Genomic DNA, 16,245 nt, shown 5'->3' on the forward strand with positions numbered 1-16,245 from the left:
AGATTAAAATAGGAGAGGGGGCGTGGCGCCTCTCCTATTGAAACCCGCTGGCAGATGGCGCCAAATCCCGGTGTTTGTGGCAAACTTCGCCGCTATAAATGCCGGGATCGTCGCAGAAGTCTGCGGCGCGATGGAATAAAGCGATGCCAGTTTGGTGTCCGCGGTGCGGAATCGGACTACTTACAGTTTGGTACGACGGTACCAATATCTTCTGCCTGACAGATTTAGAGGAACGACCGTGCATAACGTCGTCATCAGCGGCACTGGCCTGTACACCCCGGCCAACAGCATCTCCAACGAAGAGCTGGTGCAGTCTTTCAATACCTACGTGCATCAGTTCAACAGCGACAACGCCGCCGCCATCGAGCGCGGCGATGTGCAAGCGCTGACCGAGTCCAGCGCGGCCTTTATCGAGAAAGCATCGGGTATCAAAAGCCGCTTCGTGATGGACAAGGACGGCATTCTCGACCCCCAGCGCATGACCCCGAGCCTGCCGGAGCGCAGTAACGACGAGTGGTCGGTGCTCTGCCAGATGGCCGTCGGTGCCGCTGAACAGGCCCTGCAACGCGCCGGTAAGACCGCCGCCGACATTGACGGTGTGATCGTCGCCTGCTCCAACCTGCAGCGCGCTTACCCGGCCATCGCCATTGAAGTCCAGGAAGCCCTGGGTATCGCAGGCTTTGGTTTCGATATGAACGTGGCCTGTTCTTCCGCTACGTTCGGCATCCAGAATGCCGCCAACAGCATCCAGCTGGGCCAGGCCCGGGCGATCCTGATGGTCAACCCGGAAGTTTGCACCGGTCACCTGAACTTTCGTGACCGCGACAGCCATTTCATCTTCGGCGATGCCGCCACGGCGGTGATCCTGGAGCGTGCCGACCTGGCCACCTCTGAGCATCAATTCGACGTGGTCAGCACCAAGCTGCTGACCAAGTTCTCCAACAACATCCGCAACAACTTCGGCTTTCTCAATCGCGCGGCGCCGGAAGGCATCGGTGCGCCGGACAAGCTGTTCGTGCAGGAAGGCCGCAAGGTGTTCCGCGACGTATGCCCGATGGTCGCTGAGCTGATTGGCGTGCACCTGCAAGAAAACCAGCTGAATGTGGCGGATGTGAAGCGCTTCTGGCTGCACCAGGCCAACCTGAGCATGAACCACCTGATCGTGAAGAAACTGCTGGGCCGCGAAGCCACGGTGCAAGAGGCGCCGGTGATTCTCGATACCTACGCCAACACCAGTTCGGCCGGTTCCGTGATTGCGTTTCACACTTACCAGGACGACTTGCCCAAGGGCTCGGTTGCCGTGCTCAGTTCGTTCGGCGCGGGTTATTCGATCGGCAGTGTCATCCTGCGCAAGCGCTGAATAACCGGAGTCTTTAATGGCTGCAGCGGACGACGCGCACCTGCTTGAACGCCTGCTCAAGGGCGAGCAGCAGGCTTACAAAGAACTGGTTAGCACCTATCAGAGCGCGATGCGGGCGGTGGCTTATGCCATCGTCGGCCAGCGCCATGCCGATGAAGTGGTACAGGACGCCTGGCTGTCGGTGGTGCGCAACCTGGCGAAGTTCGAGGGGCGTTCCAGCCTCAAGACCTGGTTGCTGACCATCACCGCCAATGCCGCCAAGGGCCGTTACAAGCAGAATCGTCGGGAGGTGCTGCTCGACGATTTGCCTTCGCCCCACGGCACCATCGGCGACGACCGTTTCAGCCCCGATGACGGTCACTGGGCCGTCGCCCCTTATGCCTGGCACCAGGACACGCCGGAGGCGTTACTCACCGAGGACGAACTGCGCGACTGCCTGGAACATACGTTGCTGAGCTTGTCCGAGCTGCAAAGCAGTGTGTTGGTCTTGCGCGAACGCCAGGGCCTGGCGTTGGAAGAAATCTGTAATCTGCTGACCCTCTCGCTCTCCAATGTGCGAGTGCTGTTGCATCGGGCACGGCTTAAAGTCTTCGCCACGGTGGAGCATTTTGAGGAAACCGGCGAATGCTGACCTGTAAAGAACAAGTGGCACGTTCCAGTGATTATCTCGATGGGCAATTGACCTTTCGCGAGCGCCTGATGGTGCGTCATCACTTGATGTTCTGCGCGAACTGCCGCCGGTTTATCCGCCAGATGCGCCTGATGCAAGCCACCTTGAAGATGATGCCCGACGCGCCGGTCAAGAATGTGGATGCCTTGGCGCAGCGGCTCGCTGACGAGCGGCGCAAGGATCGCAAAGACGGGAAATAAATAGGCTCGCGTGGGTGAGCCGAACGGATGATGGGGATCGCCCCGCCCACGCCAGACTGTGACAACCACCTCGGGCCTTCCTGGCCCAAGGCTTACAACGCCTAGCTTCAGAACTTGGCTTCGGCATCCAACTGCAGGGTGTTGGTGTCGGCGTCGCGCTGGGTACGGCTGGAGAAATCCGCCTTGGTCAGGAAGTACGTGGCACCGACCGCGAAGTTCTTGTCGATGTCGTAACCCACTTTGAACTTGTGACCGCGCGAACCGGTGGTGCCGTTGGCGAAGTCCGAGTCGGTGAAGGCGCCGACCACGGCGTTACGCTGGGTGTCGCGGTAGTTGTAGTCCAGGTTGAAACCGAACACTTTGGACTTGGCGCCCAGCAACCAGGCGGTGTCCTGATCGGTGGAGGCGTCGTTGTTTTTCACGTATTGACCGTACAGCGACAGCGGTACGGCCAGGCCGCCGATGTCCAGTTGGCTGAAACCTTCGTACAGGCGGAACTCTTCGTTGGCCGAGTTACCGTTGACCGCCAGCGCGCACGGCGTGGTGGTCGTGGTGCAGCGGCTGTCCTCATCGTTCTGATAGGCGTAGACGCTGCCGCCCACGGTCAGTTTCAGGTTGTCGGTCAGCGAGAAACGCGAGCCCAACTGGCCGGCGGTCAGGCGCAGGTCGTGGCGGAATTGCACGCCGTCGCCGTCGACGTTGTCTTTGAGGTTGTAGTTACCGATGCTGCCGAACAGCTCGGCGCTGCTGCCCAGCGGGTACTTGTAGGTCAGGGCCAGGCCTTCAGGGTTGATATCGCTATCCCAGATCACATCGCCCATGTTGACCCACGGTTGCAGCATCTTGCCGCCGATCACGTGCAGGTTCTTGATCTGGTCGGGGTGGTAGTCGATGTAGCCCAGGTCCAGCCAGATCGACTTCTTGTCGAAGTAGCCATCCTGATCCTGGTTGGTGGAGCGCGCATCGTCGCCGCCGCCGGTGGCGATACGGATGCCGGTGTCCACTTGCGGGTTGATCTCGGTGTAAGCGCCGAGGCGGGCACGGATGCGCTGACGATCCTTGTCACGCCCGCCGTTGTTGGGTTCGCCGTCGATCTTGATGGTTTCCTGGCGGAAGCGTACATCACCCTTGAACTGCGTCTTGGCGGCCCAGGCCAGCTTCTGGTCGAACACGCTCAGTTCGTTGGCTTTCTTGGCGGTGGCCGCGATCTGTTCGTTGGTCTCTTGTTGAGCTTGCCGTGCGATCTGCTGTTCTTTCTGGTCTTTGGCCAACTCGGTTTGCAGTTCGGTGTACTGCGCCGCAGTGATCTGGCCGTTGGCCTTGAGCATGTCGAGCAATTTAGCGTCGACTGCGGCGCTGGCCGGAACGCTCAAGGCCAGCAACAGGCCGCCACACAGGACCGCCGCAGTTTTAGTGGAAGCAAGACGCATATCAATCTCCGAAAGTGGGGAGGGATGGCAAACCATCCAGGACACAACCGACCGTTGACGGACGGAAAAAATAACCGCCTGCTAGAACCAGGCGCTCTAAAAACAGGCGTCAGTATCGCGGTGGTTTATGACGGAACAGTGGCAAAGTAATGTCATGTCGGTGACAAATTGTTCGGGCGTGGAACTATTGGTTTAGAGCCTTGTCCGGCGATTCAAGGGTGTGCTGGTCGCGGCGATAAGCGATACTCGCGAAGCTTTCACGCCATGATGTAGTGAGGATGCCGATGCCGTTGCAACGCCTGGACAGCCTGTCCGAAATCGCCCCGCAGACATGGGATGCGCTGCTACCGAGCGCCCAGCCCTTTGTGCGACATGCCTTCCTCAGCGCTTTGGAGGACAGTGCCAGCCTGGGCCCGCAGTCAGGCTGGCAAGCGGAGCATTTGCTGCACTGGGAGGGCGATCGACTGGTGGCGGCGCTGCCCGGTTATCGCAAATGGCATTCCTATGGCGAGTACGTGTTCGATCACGGCTGGGCCGATGCCTGTGAGCGCGCCGGTATCGATTACTACCCCAAACTGCTGGTAGGCGTGCCGTTCAGCCCGGTAAGCGGCCCGCGTTTGCTGGCCGCCAGCGTCGAGGATGGTTTTGAGCTGCTCAACAGCCTGCCCGGTTACCTGGAAATCGAAGGGCTCTCCAGCGCGCATATCAACTTCACCGACGGGTTGGCTGACGAGGCCTTGGCCGGCCAACCGGGCTGGTTGCAGCGCCTGGGTTGTCAATTCCACTGGCAGAACCGCGGCTACCGCGACTTTCAGGATTTCCTCGACGCCCTGAGTTCGCGCAAACGCAAGCAGATGCGTAAGGAGCGCGAGCAAGTGGCGGGGCAGGGCATCGAGTTCGAATGGCTGCAAGGCCACGAACTGAGCGAGGCGCAGTGGGATTTTGTCTACGCCTGTTACGCCAACACCTATGCAGTCCGTCGCCAGGCGCCGTACCTGACTCGCGCCTTTTTCAGCCTGCTGGCCGAACGTATGCCCGAGGCAATCCGCGTGGTACTGGCCAAGCAGGGCACACGCCCAGTGGCCATGGCTTTCAGCCTGATCGGCGGCGACAGCTTCTACGGCCGCTACTGGGGCTGCCTGGCGGAATTCGACCGCCTGCATTTCGAAACCTGTTTCTACCAGGGCATGGACTACGCCATCGCCCAAGGCCTGCAACGTTTCGACGCCGGTGCCCAGGGTGAGCACAAACTGATCCGTGGGTTCGAGCCGGTGATCACGCGGTCATGGCACTACCTGCGGCATCCGGGCTTGAAAAAGGCGGTGGAGGATTTTCTCGAGCGTGAAGGGGTAGGCGTTTTGGCCTATGCCGAAGAAGCGAGGGCGGCGCTGCCGTATCGGCAGGCGTAAGCCGTTCGTGCGCGTCGCGGCAAACGAACTGTAAAATTGGCTATTTTGTATGTACAAAAGTACATACAGGCATTGCCATGCGTTTTGAATGGGATGAATCAAAAAACAAGGTCAATATTTCCAAGCACGGAATCGATTTCAATGACGTACCCGATATTTTTCGCCATCCGATGCTGGCCTTGCGCGATGATCGAGCGGATTATGGGGAAGAGCGTTGGATCTGTATTGGCTGGATAAAACGGTTAATGGGTGTAGTCGTATACACCGAGCGGTGTGGTGATGTGATTCGTATCATCTCCGCCCGAAAGGCAACTTAGAAGGAGGCCAAATACTATGACGCAAACATCCAAAACTGATTGGGAGCGCCTGGCCAAGATGAAAGATAAAGAAATCGATACCAGCGACATCCCTGAGCTGGACGCCGAATTTTTCCGACGTGCGGAGTTACGTGTGCCTGTAAAACAGGCGGTGACTATTCGGCTGGATGCTGACGTTCTTGAGTGGTTCAAAGGTCAGGGTACGGGCTACCAGACACGGATCAACCAATTGTTGCGTCAATACATGCAGGCCCATCAGGGTTAAGTCAGCCTCTATTGAATGCAGCCCTGCCCTGTATCGGCAGGGCTGCCCCGGCCCATCGTGGTATGGGGGCGTCAGGCTGGAGGCTCCTTACCCAACCATCCGTAAATAAAACCGCCGATCGCCGCACCCAGCAACGGCGCCAGCCAGAACAACCACAACTGCTGGATCGCCCACCCACCCACGATCAGCGCCGGGCCTGTGCTGCGCGCCGGGTTGACCGAGGTGTTGGTCACGGGAATGGAGATCAGGTGGATCAGGGTCAACGCCAGGCCGATAGCGATGGGTGCCAGACCCTTGGGGGCGCGTGGGTCGGTGGCGCCGAGGATGATCACCAGGAACATCGCCGTCATCACCAGCTCACTGACGAACCCCGCCGCCAGCGAATAGCCGCCGGGTGAGTGCTCGCCATACCCGTTGGCAGCCAGCCCCGACGCCAATTCGAAGCCTGGCTTGCCGCTGGCGATCATATACAACAATGCCGCCGCGACTACGCCGCCTATGACCTGGGCGATGATATAGGCCGGTAACTCCTTGGCCGGAAACCTCCCGCCGACCACCAAGCCCACCGTCACGGCTGGGTTGAGGTGACAACCGCTGATATGGCCGATGGCGACCGCCATGGTCAACACCGTCAGCCCGAACGCCAGGGACACCCCCAGCAACCCGATCCCAACCGCTGGGAACGCTGCGGCCAATACCGCGCTGCCGCACCCACCCAACACCAGCCAAAACGTACCCAGCCCCTCTGTGACTGAACGCTTGAACAAAGACATGAAACCCGTCCTTGATAGATCGCTCTACCGAATCAGTAAATCAGTGATGCTCCCTGCAGATTTACTTCAGCGCCCGTCTGGGCACTGCACTGAATTACAGCATGGTCAGCGCAAAGTGCCAGGCGGACGGTGCAACCAGCGTTGTGTTCAGTCGATACCGACGAAGCCGCCGGTTTGATGCTGCCACAGCCGCGCATACAGCCCGCCATGGGCCAACAGTTCGGCATGGCTGCCGCTCTCGGCGATCCGGCCTTTCTCCAGCACCACCAAGCGGTCCATGCGGGCGATGGTCGACAGGCGGTGGGCAATCGCGATCACCGTTTTGCCTTGCATCAGGGTTTCCAGGCTTTCCTGGATCGCTGCTTCTACTTCCGAGTCCAGCGCCGAGGTGGCCTCGTCCATGATCAGGATCGGTGCATCCTTGAGCAGCACCCGCGCAATGGCGATGCGCTGGCGCTGCCCACCGGAGAGTTTCACCCCGCGTTCGCCGACGTGAGCGTCCAACCCGGTGCGGCCTTCGGAGTCTGACAGCAGTGGGATGAATTCATCGGCGCGGGCTTTGTGGATCGCGCTCCAGAGTTCTTCATCGGTGGCGTCAGGCTTGCCGTAGAGCAGGTTGTCGCGGATCGAGCGGTGCAGCAGCGAGGTGTCCTGGGTGATCATGCCGATCTGCTCGCGCAAGGTTTCCTGGGCCACCTCGGCGATGTTCTGGCCGTCGATCAGGATGCGCCCACCTTGCAGGTCGTACAGGCGCAGCAGCAGGTTGACCAAGGTCGATTTGCCCGCGCCGGACGGCCCGATCAGGCCGATTTTCTCCCCGGCCTTGATGGTCAGGTTCAGGCCGCCAATGATCCCGCTCTGTTTGCCGTAGTGAAAATCCACCTGCTCGAAGCGTACTTCGCCATGGGGCACACTCAGGCGCGGGGCGTTTTCACGGTCGACCACGGCCAGCGGTTGGGCGATGGTCTTCAACCCGTCCTGCACCATGCCGATGTTTTCGAAAATACCGTTGACCACCCACATGATCCAGCCGGACATGTTGACGATGCGGATCACCAGGCCCGTGGCCAGGGCGATGGCGCCCACCGAGATCAGCGACTGCGTCCATAACCACAGGGCCAGGCCCGTGGTAGTGACGATCAACAGGCCGTTCATGGTGGTGATCGCGATGTCCATGCTGGTGACCACACGGCTGGCCAGCTGGGTTTTTTCGGTCTGCTCGATGATCGCTTCCTTGGCGTATTGCTGCTCGTACTGGGTGTGCGCGAACAGCTTCAAGGTGGTGATATTGGTATAGCCATCGACGATGCGCCCCATCAGTTTGGAGCGCGCCTCGGAGGAAATCACCGAGCGCTCTTTGACCCGCGGCACGAAATACCGCAGCGCCAGGCTGTAGCAGATGATCCACGTCACCAGCGGGATCATCAGGCGCCAGTCCGCTTCGGCAAACAGCACCAGCGAGCTGATGGCATAAATCGCGACGTGCCAGATCGCATCCACCGCCGCCACAGCGGAATCGCGCAGCGAGTTGCCGGTTTGCATGATGCGCTGGGCGATCCGCCCGGCGAAGTCGTTCTGGAAGAAATTCAAGCTCTGTTTGAGCACGTAGCTGTGGTTCTGCCAGCGGATCAGGCTGGTCATGCCGGGGCTGATCGTTTGATGCACCAGCAGGTCATGCAGGGCGCCGAAGATCGGGCGCATCAACAGGGCGACCACGGCCATCCAGATCAGCTCGCTGCTGTGCTCCTGGAAAAAATTCGCCGGCGGCGTGCCCTGCGCCAGGTCGATGATGCGGCTCAGGTAGCTGAACAGTGCGACTTCGATCAGCGCACCGATCAGGCCCACCACCAGCAGGGCGGCAAAATGCGGCCACACTTGGCGCAGGTAGTAGAGGTAGAAGGGTAGGACTTTGTCAGGTGGTGCGGCGCTGGGCGCGTCGCGAAAAATATCGATCAGTTGTTCGAAACGACGATAGAGCATTGGGGTTGACGCCCGCCGAGCGGGCTCTCCTTTCAGGTGCGCGCACAGCCTTGTGGGCTGTGCGCGGAGCATCCTGCAGACGTCAGTCGATGCGCTTGGCCGACTTGATCACGACAGGGTCGATCGGCACGTTTTGCATGCCTTGCTTGTTGGTGGTCTGGGAGTTGACGATGATGTCGACCACGTCCATGCCCTTGACCACTTTGGCGAATACCGCGTAACCGGCGTCACGGCCTGGGTCGAGGAACGCATTGTCCGCCACGCTGATGAAGAATTGGCTGGTGGCCGAATCCGGGTTGGAGGTGCGTGCCATCGACAGCGTGCCACGCACGTTGTGCAGGCCGTTGCTGGCTTCGTTCTTGATCGGCGGCTGGGTGTCTTTCTGCTGCATCTGTGGAGTGAAACCCCCGCCCTGGACCATGAAACCCGGAATCACGCGATGGAAAATGGTGTTGGTGTAAAAGCCTTTGTCTACGTAGTCCAGGAAGTTTTTGGTACTGATCGGCGCCTTGACCGGGTCCAGTTCGACTTCAATGTCACCATTGGTGGTGGAGATCAAAACGTGTGGCGCCTTGGCCGGCTGGGCCGCCATCAGGTTGGCAGCGAACAGAACGGAACCGGCAAAGAAGGCGATTTTTTTCAGCATGGGTCAGTGATCCTGAGCAGTGGTGTCGACGGTCTTTAGAAATTCGAGCAGGGTTGCGTTAAAGACCTCGGGTTGATCCAAGGGCGTGGCATGGCGGGAATCTTCGATGACCACCAGTCGCGCATCGGGCAGCAGTTTTACATAGATTTGTTTTTGCGCCACAGGGGTGTAGTCGTGGTCGGCGCTGATGACCAGGGTTGGACAGGCGATGCTGGACAGTCGTTCCTGCACGCCCCAGCCCACAATGGCGTCGAAGCTGGCGAGATAAGCACGTTTGTCGTTTTTTGCCCAGCGTTCGGCCATCTTGCGCCGCAGGTCGGCCTGCTGCGGTTTGGGAAACAGCCGGTCACCGAGAGCCTTGCCGATGGTGTTCAGGCTGAGCACCCGGGCCAGCGTCCAGCGTTTGGTCCATTGCCAATAGTCATTGGCGCTGCGCAACTTGACCTCAGGCGCGCTGTTGACGATGCACAGGCTGCGGACGCTGCCGGGCTCGTCCACCGCCAACTGAAACGCAATGCCACCCATCGACAACCCCACCACATGGGCCGGCGGCAGGTCGAGGTGTTGGATCAGTGCGCTCAGATCGGCGCTGAAGCCAGGGATGCTGTAGCGTTCGCGAGGTTTGTCGGAGCGCCCATGGCCGCGTACATCTACCACGATCAGGCGGTAATGCCGGGACAGCACCGGCACCTGCAGCTCCCAGTCCTGGCTGCTGGAGCCCAGGCCATGAATCAAGATCAGTGGGGTGCCGTGGCCGTATTCCTCGTAGTGCAGGCTGCGGTCGTCATGGTCGAACCAGGGCATGCTTGAACTCCGTTTCAGGCTTGTCGAGGGGCGGCGAAAGGGGCGTCCAACGGAGCGGTGTCGAAGGTGCGCAGCAATTCCACGAGGATCTGCGTGGCCGGCCCCAAGGGTTTGTCCTTGTTCGAATACAGGTAGAACGTGGGATGGCGGCTGCCGCCCTGTTCCAAAGGTAGCTGCTTGAGCACGCCCTCGGCGAGTTCGCGTTCGATCATGTGCCGTGGCAACCAGGCAAAGCCCAGGCCGCTGCCTACAAAGGACGCCGCCGTGGCCAGGCTGCCGACGGTCCAGCGCTGTTCGGCGCCGAGCCAGCCCACATCCCGCGGCTGCTGACGGCCGGAGTCGCGGATCACCACTTGCATCTGGCTTTCCAGGTCCTGGAAGCTCAGCGCGCGGTTCATACGGTGCAGGGCGTGCTCGGGGTGGGCGACGGCGACAAACTCCACATCGCTCATCTCGGTGCCCAGGTAGCCGGGGATACTGAAACCGCAAATCGCCAGGTCGGCCACGCCTTCGATCAGCAGCTCTTCGACGCCGGACAGCACTTCCTCACGCAAGCGCACGCGGCAACCGCGGCTTTGCGGCATAAATGCACTCAAGGCGCGCACCAGGCGAGCGTTGGGGTAGGCGGCGTCCACCACCAGGCGCACTTCGGCTTCCCAGCCTTGCTCCATATGGTGGGCGAGGTCTTCCAACTGGCTGGCGTTTTTCACCAGTTGCCGCGAGCGGCGCAACAGCACTTCACCGGCGTCGGTGAGTACAGCCTTGCGCCCGTCGATGCGCAGCAGCGGCACGCCGAGTTGGTCCTGCATGCGGGCTACGGTGTAGCTCACCGAAGACTGCGAACGGTGCAGCGCTTCGGCCGCCTGGGCGAAGCCGCCATGGTCGACCACGGCTTGCAGCGTGCGCCATTGATCGAGGGTAACGCGGGGCGCTTTCAAGATGGGTTCCTCTTGTCCTAAGCTGGCGGTCCTTATTGGAGACTGCCGAATGAGAAAATTCTGTTGTGTGCTGCTGGCGCTGCTGCCGTTGAGCGCGTTCGCCTACCCTATCGATGTGAGCAAAAAGATCGACGGCGTGAGCGTGGACTACACCGCGACCGACGTGGATGCCGATATCAGTTCGATTCAACTGAATAACTACGGCACCAACGATGCCCAGTGCTCGGTAGTCTTCACCAACGGTCCGGAGTCGCCGCGTCGGCGTACCGTCTCGGTACCGGCCGGCAAGAGCACCAACACCACGGTCAAATTCAACCGCGCGATTATCAAGATGCGTATCGCCCTGACCTGCACCCCGAAATAACGCATCAGCGGAGCAGGCCAACAGGGATACTCCGCTTATCAACAAATTTCTAGATGGGTTATAGCAGTTTTTTGCGCTTTTTTATCGAATGAGCCCTGGTTAATCTTTTCTCCATCGACTTACAGCAGTTTCAGATGGAGCCTACATAGCCATGTCCAACGTTCTGATCATCGAAAGCAGTGCACGCCAGCAGGATTCCATTTCCCGCCAACTCACTCAACAGTTCATCAGCCAATGGCAGGCCGCCCACCCGGCGGACCGGATCACCGTGCGCGACGTGGCCCTCAACCCGGTTCCGCATTTGGACGCCAACCTGCTCGGCGGCTGGATGAAACCGTCGGAACAGCGCAACGACGACGAACAGATCTCTCTGGACCGCTCCAACGAATTGACCGATGAGCTGTTGGCCGCCGACGTGCTGGTACTGGCCGCGCCGATGTACAACTTTGCCATCCCCAGCACCTTGAAAGCCTGGCTGGACCACGTATTGCGTGCCGGCGTGACGTTCAAATACACACCCACCGGGCCCCAGGGCCTGCTGACCGGCAAGCGCGCCATTGTGCTCACCGCGCGCGGCGGCATTCATACCGGCGCCAGCTCTGATCATCAGGAACCGTATCTGCGCCAGGTCATGGGCTTTATCGGGATTCATGAGGTCGCTTTTATTCATGCCGAAGGGGTGAACCTGAGCGGCGACTTCCAGGAAAAAGGCATCAATCACGCCAAGGCCCAGCTGGCCCAGGTGGTGTGAAGCTTTAATCGCCAGATAATCCCGCAGTGTTTATATCGCTGCACGCCAACCCTTCAAGTACGCGTAACGAACCTCCCTTTGCACTTGTGCTCCTGAGTGCTCCTGCCCGACTGACGCTTTAGCGAGGTCGGGTTTTTTTTGCCCCGAGTTTCGTCCCGCGACGAAAAGCTTTAATGTCCCGCCCATTCGAAACGAGGCGCGCATGGGCTATCTACTGGTTGTCACCCTGATTCAGGCATTTTCCTTCAGCTTGATCGGCGAATACCTCGCCGGTCACGTCGACAGCTACTTCGCGGTGCTGGTGCGCGTGGTGCTGGCCGGGCTGGTGTTTATCCCGCTGACGCGCTGGCGTTCGGTGGAGCCGGCGTTCATGCGCGGCATGCTGGTGATCGGCGCGCTGCAGTTCGGCGTGACCTACGTGTGCCTGTACCTGAGCTTTCGCGTGCTTACCGTGCCGGAGGTGCTGCTGTTCACCATCCTCACGCCACTGCATGTGACCCTGATCGAAGATGCTCTCAACCGCCGCTTTAATCCCTGGGCATTGCTGGCTGCCCTGGTGGCAGTGGCGGGTGCGGCAGTGATTCGCTTCGACCAGGTCACCCCGCACTTCCTGATGGGCTTTTTGCTGCTGCAATTGGCCAACTTCACCTATGCCGCCGGGCAGGTCATGTACAAGCACCTGGTGGCGCGCTACCCGAGCGACCTGCCGCACTACCGACGCTTCGGCTATTTCTACCTTGGCGCATTGCTGGTGGTGTTGCCGGCGTTCCTGTTGTTCGGCAAAGCTGATTTTCTGCCGCAAGCGCCGCTGCAGTGGGGTGTACTGGTGTTCCTCGGCCTGGTCAGCACGGCATTGGGCCTGTACTGGTGGAACAAGGGCGCATGCCTGGTCAACGGCGGCACCCTGGCGGTGATGAATAACTTGCACGTACCGGTTGGGTTGTTGCTCAACCTGTTGATCTGGAACCAGCACGAGCCGCTGGGCCGGTTGGCCTTGGGCGGGCTGGTGATTGTGGGGGCGGTGTGGATCAGTCGGTTGGGCGTCAAGTCGCCCAACCGCTCGCTGGCTTAAACCGCCGGGTAATCCGGGGCTGCTAAATGACTGGCGCCCGCCACCGCCGGCAGCATCCCCGCCCGCAGATCGTTGCCACTGGGTTGCTGGTACAGGCTCAGGCCGAACTCCGGCAACACCGCCAGCAGGTAATCGAAGATATCGCCCTGGATTCGTTCGTAATCGGCCCACGCCGTGGTGCGGGTGAAGCAGTAGATCTCCAGCGGCACGCCTTGGGCGGTGGTCTGCATCTGGCGGACCATGCAGGTCATGTTCGGCTGGATGTCCGGGTGGCTTTTCAGGTAGGCCAGCGCGTAGGCGCGGAAGGTGCCGAGGTTGGTCATGCGCCGGCGGTTGGCCGACAACTGCGCGCTGTGACCCTGAGCTTGGTTCCAGGCCCTGAGTTCGGCTTGCTTGCGGCTGATGTAATCGGTGAGCAGGTGCACCTGGGTCATGCGCACTTCTTCGTCGTCACGCAGGAAGCGCACGCCGCTGGCATCGATGAACAAGCTGCGCTTGATGCGCCGCCCGCCCGAGGCCTGCATGCCGCGCCAGTTTTTGAACGATTCGGACATCAAGCGCCAGGTGGGGATGGAGACGATGGTTTTATCGAAGTTCTGCACTTTCACCGTGTGCAAGGTGATGTCCACCACATCGCCGTCGGCGCCGACCTGGGGCATTTCAATCCAGTCGCCGACCCGTAGCATGTCGTTGCTGGTCAACTGCACGCTGGCGACGAACGACAGCAGCGTGTCCTTGTAGACCAACAGAATCACCGCCGACATTGCACCCAGGCCGGACAACAGCAACAGCGGCGACCGGTCGATCAGGGTGGCAACGATGATGATCGCGCCGAACACGAACAGCACCATCTTGGCCAATTGCACATAGCCCTTGATCGAACGGGTGCGTGCGTGTTCGGTGCGGGCGTAGATGTCCAGCAGGGCGTTGAGCAGGGCGCTTATGGCCAGCACCAGGAACAGGATGGTGAACGCCAGGGCCACGTTGCCGATGAACAACGTGGCGGTCTTGCTCAGGTCGGGCACCAGATACAGGCCGAACTGAATCACCAGAGACGGTGTCATCTGCGCCAGACGATGGAAAACCTTGTTGTGCCGCAGGTCGTTGAGCCAGTGCAGGGCCGGTTGGCGCCCGAGCAGTTTGACCGCGTGCAGGATCAGGTAGCGCGCCACCCGACCCAGCACCAGGGCCACCACCAGCAATACCAGCAAGCCCAGGCCCGCATGCAGCATGGGATGTTGGTCGAGTGCGTCCCAAAGGTCTTGGACGTTGCGCCAGAGCTGTTTGATATCCATGAATAAAGCGATTCCTCGGTAAGACAAGTCGGGGGCGATTAGAGCACCTGAGTGCGACAAAGTTGACGTCGCCGACACAATCAAGCACAAAAAAACGCCTGATTGGGCCCGTTCGCGTAAAGAAACTCGGTTTGGACGCCCGAAACCGTTACCCTATGCAGCTGATATTTTGCATTTCTTCGAGGTAGCACCCGTGTTTTCCCAATTCGCCCTGCACGAACGCCTGCTCAAAGCCGTGGCCGAGCTTAAATTTGTCGAGCCTACGCCTGTGCAAGCCGCGGCCATCCCGCTCGCGCTCGAAGGGCGTGACCTGCGGGTGACAGCGCAAACCGGTAGCGGCAAGACCGCCGCTTTCGTCCTGCCGGTCCTGAATCGTTTGATTGGCCCGGCCAAGGTCCGCGTCAGCATCAAGACCCTGATCCTGCTGCCGACCCGCGAGCTGGCCCAGCAGACCCTGAAGGAAGTCGAACGCTTCTCGCAGTTCACCTTCATCAAGTCCGGCATCATCACCGGCGGTGAAGACTTCAAGGTGCAGGCCGCCATGCTGCGTAAGGTGCCGGACATTCTGATCGGCACGCCAGGGCGCATGATCGAACAACTCAACGCCGGCAACCTGGACCTCAAGGAAGTCGAAGTGCTGGTACTCGACGAAGCCGACCGCATGCTCGACATGGGCTTTGCCGACGACGTGCAGCGCCTGGTGGGCGAGTGCGTCAACCGTCAACAGACCATGTTGTTCTCCGCCACCACCGGCGGTTCGACCCTGCGCGACATGGTCGCCAAGGTGCTGAACAACCCGGAACACCTGCAGGTCAACAACGTCAGCGACCTCAACGCCACCACGCGTCAGCAGATCGTCACCGCCGACCATAATGTGCACAAAGAGCAGATCCTCAACTGGCTGCTGGCCAACGAGACCTATCAGAAAGCCATTGTGTTCACCAACACCCGCGCCGCCGCCGACCGCATCTACGGCCGCCTGGTCGCCCAGGAATACAAGGCGTTCGTGCTGCACGGCGAGAAAGACCAGAAAGATCGCAAGCTCGCCATCGACCGCCTCAAGGCCGGCGGTGTGAAGATCCTGGTGGCCACCGACGTGGCCGCCCGTGGCCTGGACGTGGATGGCCTCGACCTGGTGATCAACTTCGACATGCCGCGCAGCGGCGACGAATACGTGCACCGTATCGGCCGCACCGGGCGGGCCGGCAACGATGGCCTGGCCATCTCGCTGATCTGCCACGGCGACTGGAACCTGATGTCGAGTATCGAACGCTACCTCAAGCAGTCGTTCGAGCGCCGCACCATCAAGGAAGTCAAAGGCACCTACACCGGGCCGAAGAAGGTCAAGGCGTCGGGCAAGGCCGTCGGCGTGAAGAAGAAAAAGACCGACGCCAAGGGCGACAAGAAGAAAACCGGCGCCAAGTCGCCGACCAAGCGCAAGATCGCCAACCGCCCGAAGACCGACAACCTGTCGTTGGTGAGCAAGGACGGCATGGCCCCGCTCAAGCGCCGCAAACCCGAAGCGCCAGCTGCTGAATAAGCCTGGGGCGATATAAAAAAACCGGACGATGTCCGGTTTTTTTATGGGCTCAGTTTTCGGCCTTGGCGGCGGCCTCTTTCAGTTCTTTGAGGCGCGCGTCGATCAACTGACATTTGTCGGGGAACTCCGCGCTCTCGGTGTCCAGGTCCATTTTCTGCAGTTCGTCGTTCATCTCCTTGGCCTTGGCTGGGTTCTGTTCGGTGAGCCGGGTCACTTGTTTAGCCAGCTCCTCGCGCTTGGCGGTGGCTTCTTCCGGCGTACAGGCCCAGGTCGGCAGGGCGGTGAGCAGAGCGGCGGCGACGGTTAGATTCATCAGGGTTTTCATGGGGCGACCTCCTTGGCGTTTGTACGCAGTTGAGGGGGCGAACGTCTGGAAAGTTCAGAGAAATGACGCCCGTCCATTCGGCTGAACGGCTGCCGACGTGACAGGT

At 60.3% G+C, this 16,245-nt stretch carries 18 protein-coding genes; 10 read left to right on the forward strand and 8 right to left on the reverse strand.

All coding sequences use genetic code 11. The annotated features are described in order from the left end of the window. Positions 1–238: 238 nt before the first annotated feature. Genes ACFZPT_RS13585 through ACFZPT_RS13595 form a run of 3 tightly spaced genes read left to right on the forward strand, consistent with a single transcriptional unit; the run spans position 239 to position 2,230 of the window. Positions 239–1,360: a beta-ketoacyl-ACP synthase III gene (locus tag ACFZPT_RS13585; RefSeq protein ID WP_034099658.1), complete on the forward strand. Its 1,122-nt coding sequence runs from the start codon at positions 239–241 to the stop codon at positions 1,358–1,360. Between the two features lie 16 nt (positions 1,361–1,376). Beyond that, complete coding sequence (locus ACFZPT_RS13590; RefSeq protein ID WP_034114785.1) at positions 1,377–1,991, forward strand: RNA polymerase sigma factor; 615 nt, start codon at positions 1,377–1,379, stop codon at positions 1,989–1,991. Then, entirely contained in the window at positions 1,985–2,230 is a 246-nt protein-coding gene (locus tag ACFZPT_RS13595; protein WP_034099654.1) for a zf-HC2 domain-containing protein, read from the forward strand. The genes ACFZPT_RS13590 and ACFZPT_RS13595 overlap by 7 nt, the downstream gene beginning before the upstream one ends. Before the next feature lie 107 nt (positions 2,231–2,337). Here ACFZPT_RS13595 and ACFZPT_RS13600 read toward each other — a convergent pair whose 3' ends face one another. Next, positions 2,338–3,660, reverse strand: a complete 1,323-nt coding sequence (locus ACFZPT_RS13600; RefSeq protein WP_034099652.1) for a putative porin — start codon at positions 3,658–3,660, stop codon at positions 2,338–2,340. A 284-nt stretch (positions 3,661–3,944) separates the two neighbouring features. On the opposite strand from ACFZPT_RS13600, the gene ACFZPT_RS13605 reads away from it, so the two are divergent. The 3 genes from ACFZPT_RS13605 (at position 3,945) to ACFZPT_RS13615 (ending at position 5,651) form a co-directional block, all read left to right on the forward strand. Next, positions 3,945–5,069, forward strand: a complete 1,125-nt coding sequence (locus ACFZPT_RS13605) for a GNAT family N-acetyltransferase (protein ID WP_099312021.1) — start codon at positions 3,945–3,947, stop codon at positions 5,067–5,069. Positions 5,070–5,146: 77 nt separating this feature from the next. Beyond that, the gene (locus ACFZPT_RS13610) at positions 5,147–5,386 is read left to right on the forward strand and encodes a BrnT family toxin (protein WP_047881292.1); all 240 of its coding nucleotides are present in this window, start codon (positions 5,147–5,149) and stop codon (positions 5,384–5,386) included. A gap of 16 nt (positions 5,387–5,402) precedes the next feature. After that, entirely contained in the window at positions 5,403–5,651 is a 249-nt protein-coding gene (locus ACFZPT_RS13615; protein ID WP_034114783.1) for a BrnA antitoxin family protein, read from the forward strand. A gap of 71 nt (positions 5,652–5,722) precedes the next feature. Here ACFZPT_RS13615 and aqpZ read toward each other — a convergent pair whose 3' ends face one another. The 5 genes from aqpZ to ACFZPT_RS13640 all read right to left on the reverse strand — a co-directional run bounded on the left by aqpZ (position 5,723) and on the right by ACFZPT_RS13640 (position 10,792). Next, positions 5,723–6,424: an aquaporin Z gene (gene aqpZ, locus ACFZPT_RS13620; RefSeq protein ID WP_034099649.1), complete on the reverse strand. Its 702-nt coding sequence runs from the start codon at positions 6,422–6,424 to the stop codon at positions 5,723–5,725. Positions 6,425–6,571: 147 nt separating this feature from the next. Then, positions 6,572–8,404, reverse strand: coding sequence for an ABC transporter ATP-binding protein (locus ACFZPT_RS13625; RefSeq protein WP_099311959.1), 1,833 nt, complete (start codon positions 8,402–8,404; stop codon positions 6,572–6,574). 82 nt (positions 8,405–8,486) lie between these two features. Then, the gene (locus tag ACFZPT_RS13630) at positions 8,487–9,050 is read right to left on the reverse strand and encodes a peptidylprolyl isomerase (protein WP_047881294.1); all 564 of its coding nucleotides are present in this window, start codon (positions 9,048–9,050) and stop codon (positions 8,487–8,489) included. A gap of 3 nt (positions 9,051–9,053) precedes the next feature. Then, entirely contained in the window at positions 9,054–9,854 is an 801-nt protein-coding gene (locus ACFZPT_RS13635) for an alpha/beta fold hydrolase (protein WP_099311961.1), read from the reverse strand. A gap of 14 nt (positions 9,855–9,868) precedes the next feature. Beyond that, positions 9,869–10,792 carry a LysR family transcriptional regulator gene (locus ACFZPT_RS13640; protein WP_034099642.1) on the reverse strand — a complete coding sequence of 308 codons (924 nt, stop codon included), beginning with the start codon at positions 10,790–10,792 and terminating at the stop codon, positions 9,869–9,871. A 49-nt stretch (positions 10,793–10,841) separates the two neighbouring features. On the opposite strand from ACFZPT_RS13640, the gene ACFZPT_RS13645 reads away from it, so the two are divergent. The 3 genes from ACFZPT_RS13645 to ACFZPT_RS13655 all read left to right on the forward strand — a co-directional run bounded on the left by ACFZPT_RS13645 (position 10,842) and on the right by ACFZPT_RS13655 (position 12,979). Beyond that, positions 10,842–11,156 (forward strand): hypothetical protein, encoded by a 315-nt coding sequence (locus ACFZPT_RS13645; RefSeq protein ID WP_034099640.1) that lies wholly within the window; start codon positions 10,842–10,844, stop codon positions 11,154–11,156. 151 nt (positions 11,157–11,307) lie between these two features. Beyond that, positions 11,308–11,907 carry an FMN-dependent NADH-azoreductase gene (locus ACFZPT_RS13650; protein ID WP_034114781.1) on the forward strand — a complete coding sequence of 200 codons (600 nt, stop codon included), beginning with the start codon at positions 11,308–11,310 and terminating at the stop codon, positions 11,905–11,907. A 202-nt stretch (positions 11,908–12,109) separates the two neighbouring features. Beyond that, positions 12,110–12,979, forward strand: a complete 870-nt coding sequence (locus ACFZPT_RS13655; RefSeq protein ID WP_034114780.1) for a carboxylate/amino acid/amine transporter — start codon at positions 12,110–12,112, stop codon at positions 12,977–12,979. Here the strand turns inward: ACFZPT_RS13655 and ACFZPT_RS13660 are convergent. Further along, positions 12,976–14,274, reverse strand: coding sequence for a mechanosensitive ion channel family protein (locus tag ACFZPT_RS13660; protein ID WP_034099634.1), 1,299 nt, complete (start codon positions 14,272–14,274; stop codon positions 12,976–12,978). The two genes, ACFZPT_RS13655 and ACFZPT_RS13660, sit on opposite strands and share 4 nt — an antisense overlap. A 193-nt stretch (positions 14,275–14,467) precedes the next feature. Between ACFZPT_RS13660 and ACFZPT_RS13665 the strand changes: the two genes are divergently transcribed. After that, positions 14,468–15,814 (forward strand): DEAD/DEAH box helicase, encoded by a 1,347-nt coding sequence (locus tag ACFZPT_RS13665; RefSeq protein ID WP_016979359.1) that lies wholly within the window; start codon positions 14,468–14,470, stop codon positions 15,812–15,814. A gap of 49 nt (positions 15,815–15,863) precedes the next feature. Here ACFZPT_RS13665 and ACFZPT_RS13670 read toward each other — a convergent pair whose 3' ends face one another. Next, positions 15,864–16,139, reverse strand: coding sequence for a hypothetical protein (locus tag ACFZPT_RS13670; RefSeq protein ID WP_034099632.1), 276 nt, complete (start codon positions 16,137–16,139; stop codon positions 15,864–15,866). Positions 16,140–16,245 lie beyond the last annotated feature (106 nt).

Origin of the sequence: Pseudomonas sp. MD330_10, assembly GCF_042610415.1 — a bacterium.
In the GTDB taxonomy this organism is placed as follows: Bacteria; Pseudomonadota; Gammaproteobacteria; order Pseudomonadales; family Pseudomonadaceae; genus Aquipseudomonas; species Aquipseudomonas rhodesiae.

Bases quoted from the DNA above. Each gene is read 5' to 3' on its own strand.
- ACFZPT_RS13605 (WP_099312021.1), top strand. From the start codon at position 3,945: ATGCCGTTGCAACGCCTGGACAGCCTGTCCGAAATCGCCCCGCAGACA.
- ACFZPT_RS13595 (WP_034099654.1), top strand. From the start codon at position 1,985: ATGCTGACCTGTAAAGAACAAGTGGCACGTTCCAGTGATTATCTCGAT.
- ACFZPT_RS13650 (WP_034114781.1), top strand. From the start codon at position 11,308: ATGTCCAACGTTCTGATCATCGAAAGCAGTGCACGCCAGCAGGATTCC.
- ACFZPT_RS13655 (WP_034114780.1), top strand. From the start codon at position 12,110: ATGGGCTATCTACTGGTTGTCACCCTGATTCAGGCATTTTCCTTCAGC.
- ACFZPT_RS13590 (WP_034114785.1), top strand. From the start codon at position 1,377: ATGGCTGCAGCGGACGACGCGCACCTGCTTGAACGCCTGCTCAAGGGC.
- ACFZPT_RS13610 (WP_047881292.1), top strand. From the start codon at position 5,147: ATGCGTTTTGAATGGGATGAATCAAAAAACAAGGTCAATATTTCCAAG.
- ACFZPT_RS13635 (WP_099311961.1), bottom strand. From the start codon at position 9,854: ATGCCCTGGTTCGACCATGACGACCGCAGCCTGCACTACGAGGAATAC.
- ACFZPT_RS13615 (WP_034114783.1), top strand. From the start codon at position 5,403: ATGACGCAAACATCCAAAACTGATTGGGAGCGCCTGGCCAAGATGAAA.
- aqpZ (WP_034099649.1), bottom strand. From the start codon at position 6,424: ATGTCTTTGTTCAAGCGTTCAGTCACAGAGGGGCTGGGTACGTTTTGG.
- ACFZPT_RS13645 (WP_034099640.1), top strand. From the start codon at position 10,842: ATGAGAAAATTCTGTTGTGTGCTGCTGGCGCTGCTGCCGTTGAGCGCG.
- ACFZPT_RS13660 (WP_034099634.1), bottom strand. From the start codon at position 14,274: ATGGATATCAAACAGCTCTGGCGCAACGTCCAAGACCTTTGGGACGCA.
- ACFZPT_RS13625 (WP_099311959.1), bottom strand. From the start codon at position 8,404: ATGCTCTATCGTCGTTTCGAACAACTGATCGATATTTTTCGCGACGCG.
- ACFZPT_RS13600 (WP_034099652.1), bottom strand. From the start codon at position 3,660: ATGCGTCTTGCTTCCACTAAAACTGCGGCGGTCCTGTGTGGCGGCCTG.
- ACFZPT_RS13630 (WP_047881294.1), bottom strand. From the start codon at position 9,050: ATGCTGAAAAAAATCGCCTTCTTTGCCGGTTCCGTTCTGTTCGCTGCC.
- ACFZPT_RS13670 (WP_034099632.1), bottom strand. From the start codon at position 16,139: ATGAAAACCCTGATGAATCTAACCGTCGCCGCCGCTCTGCTCACCGCC.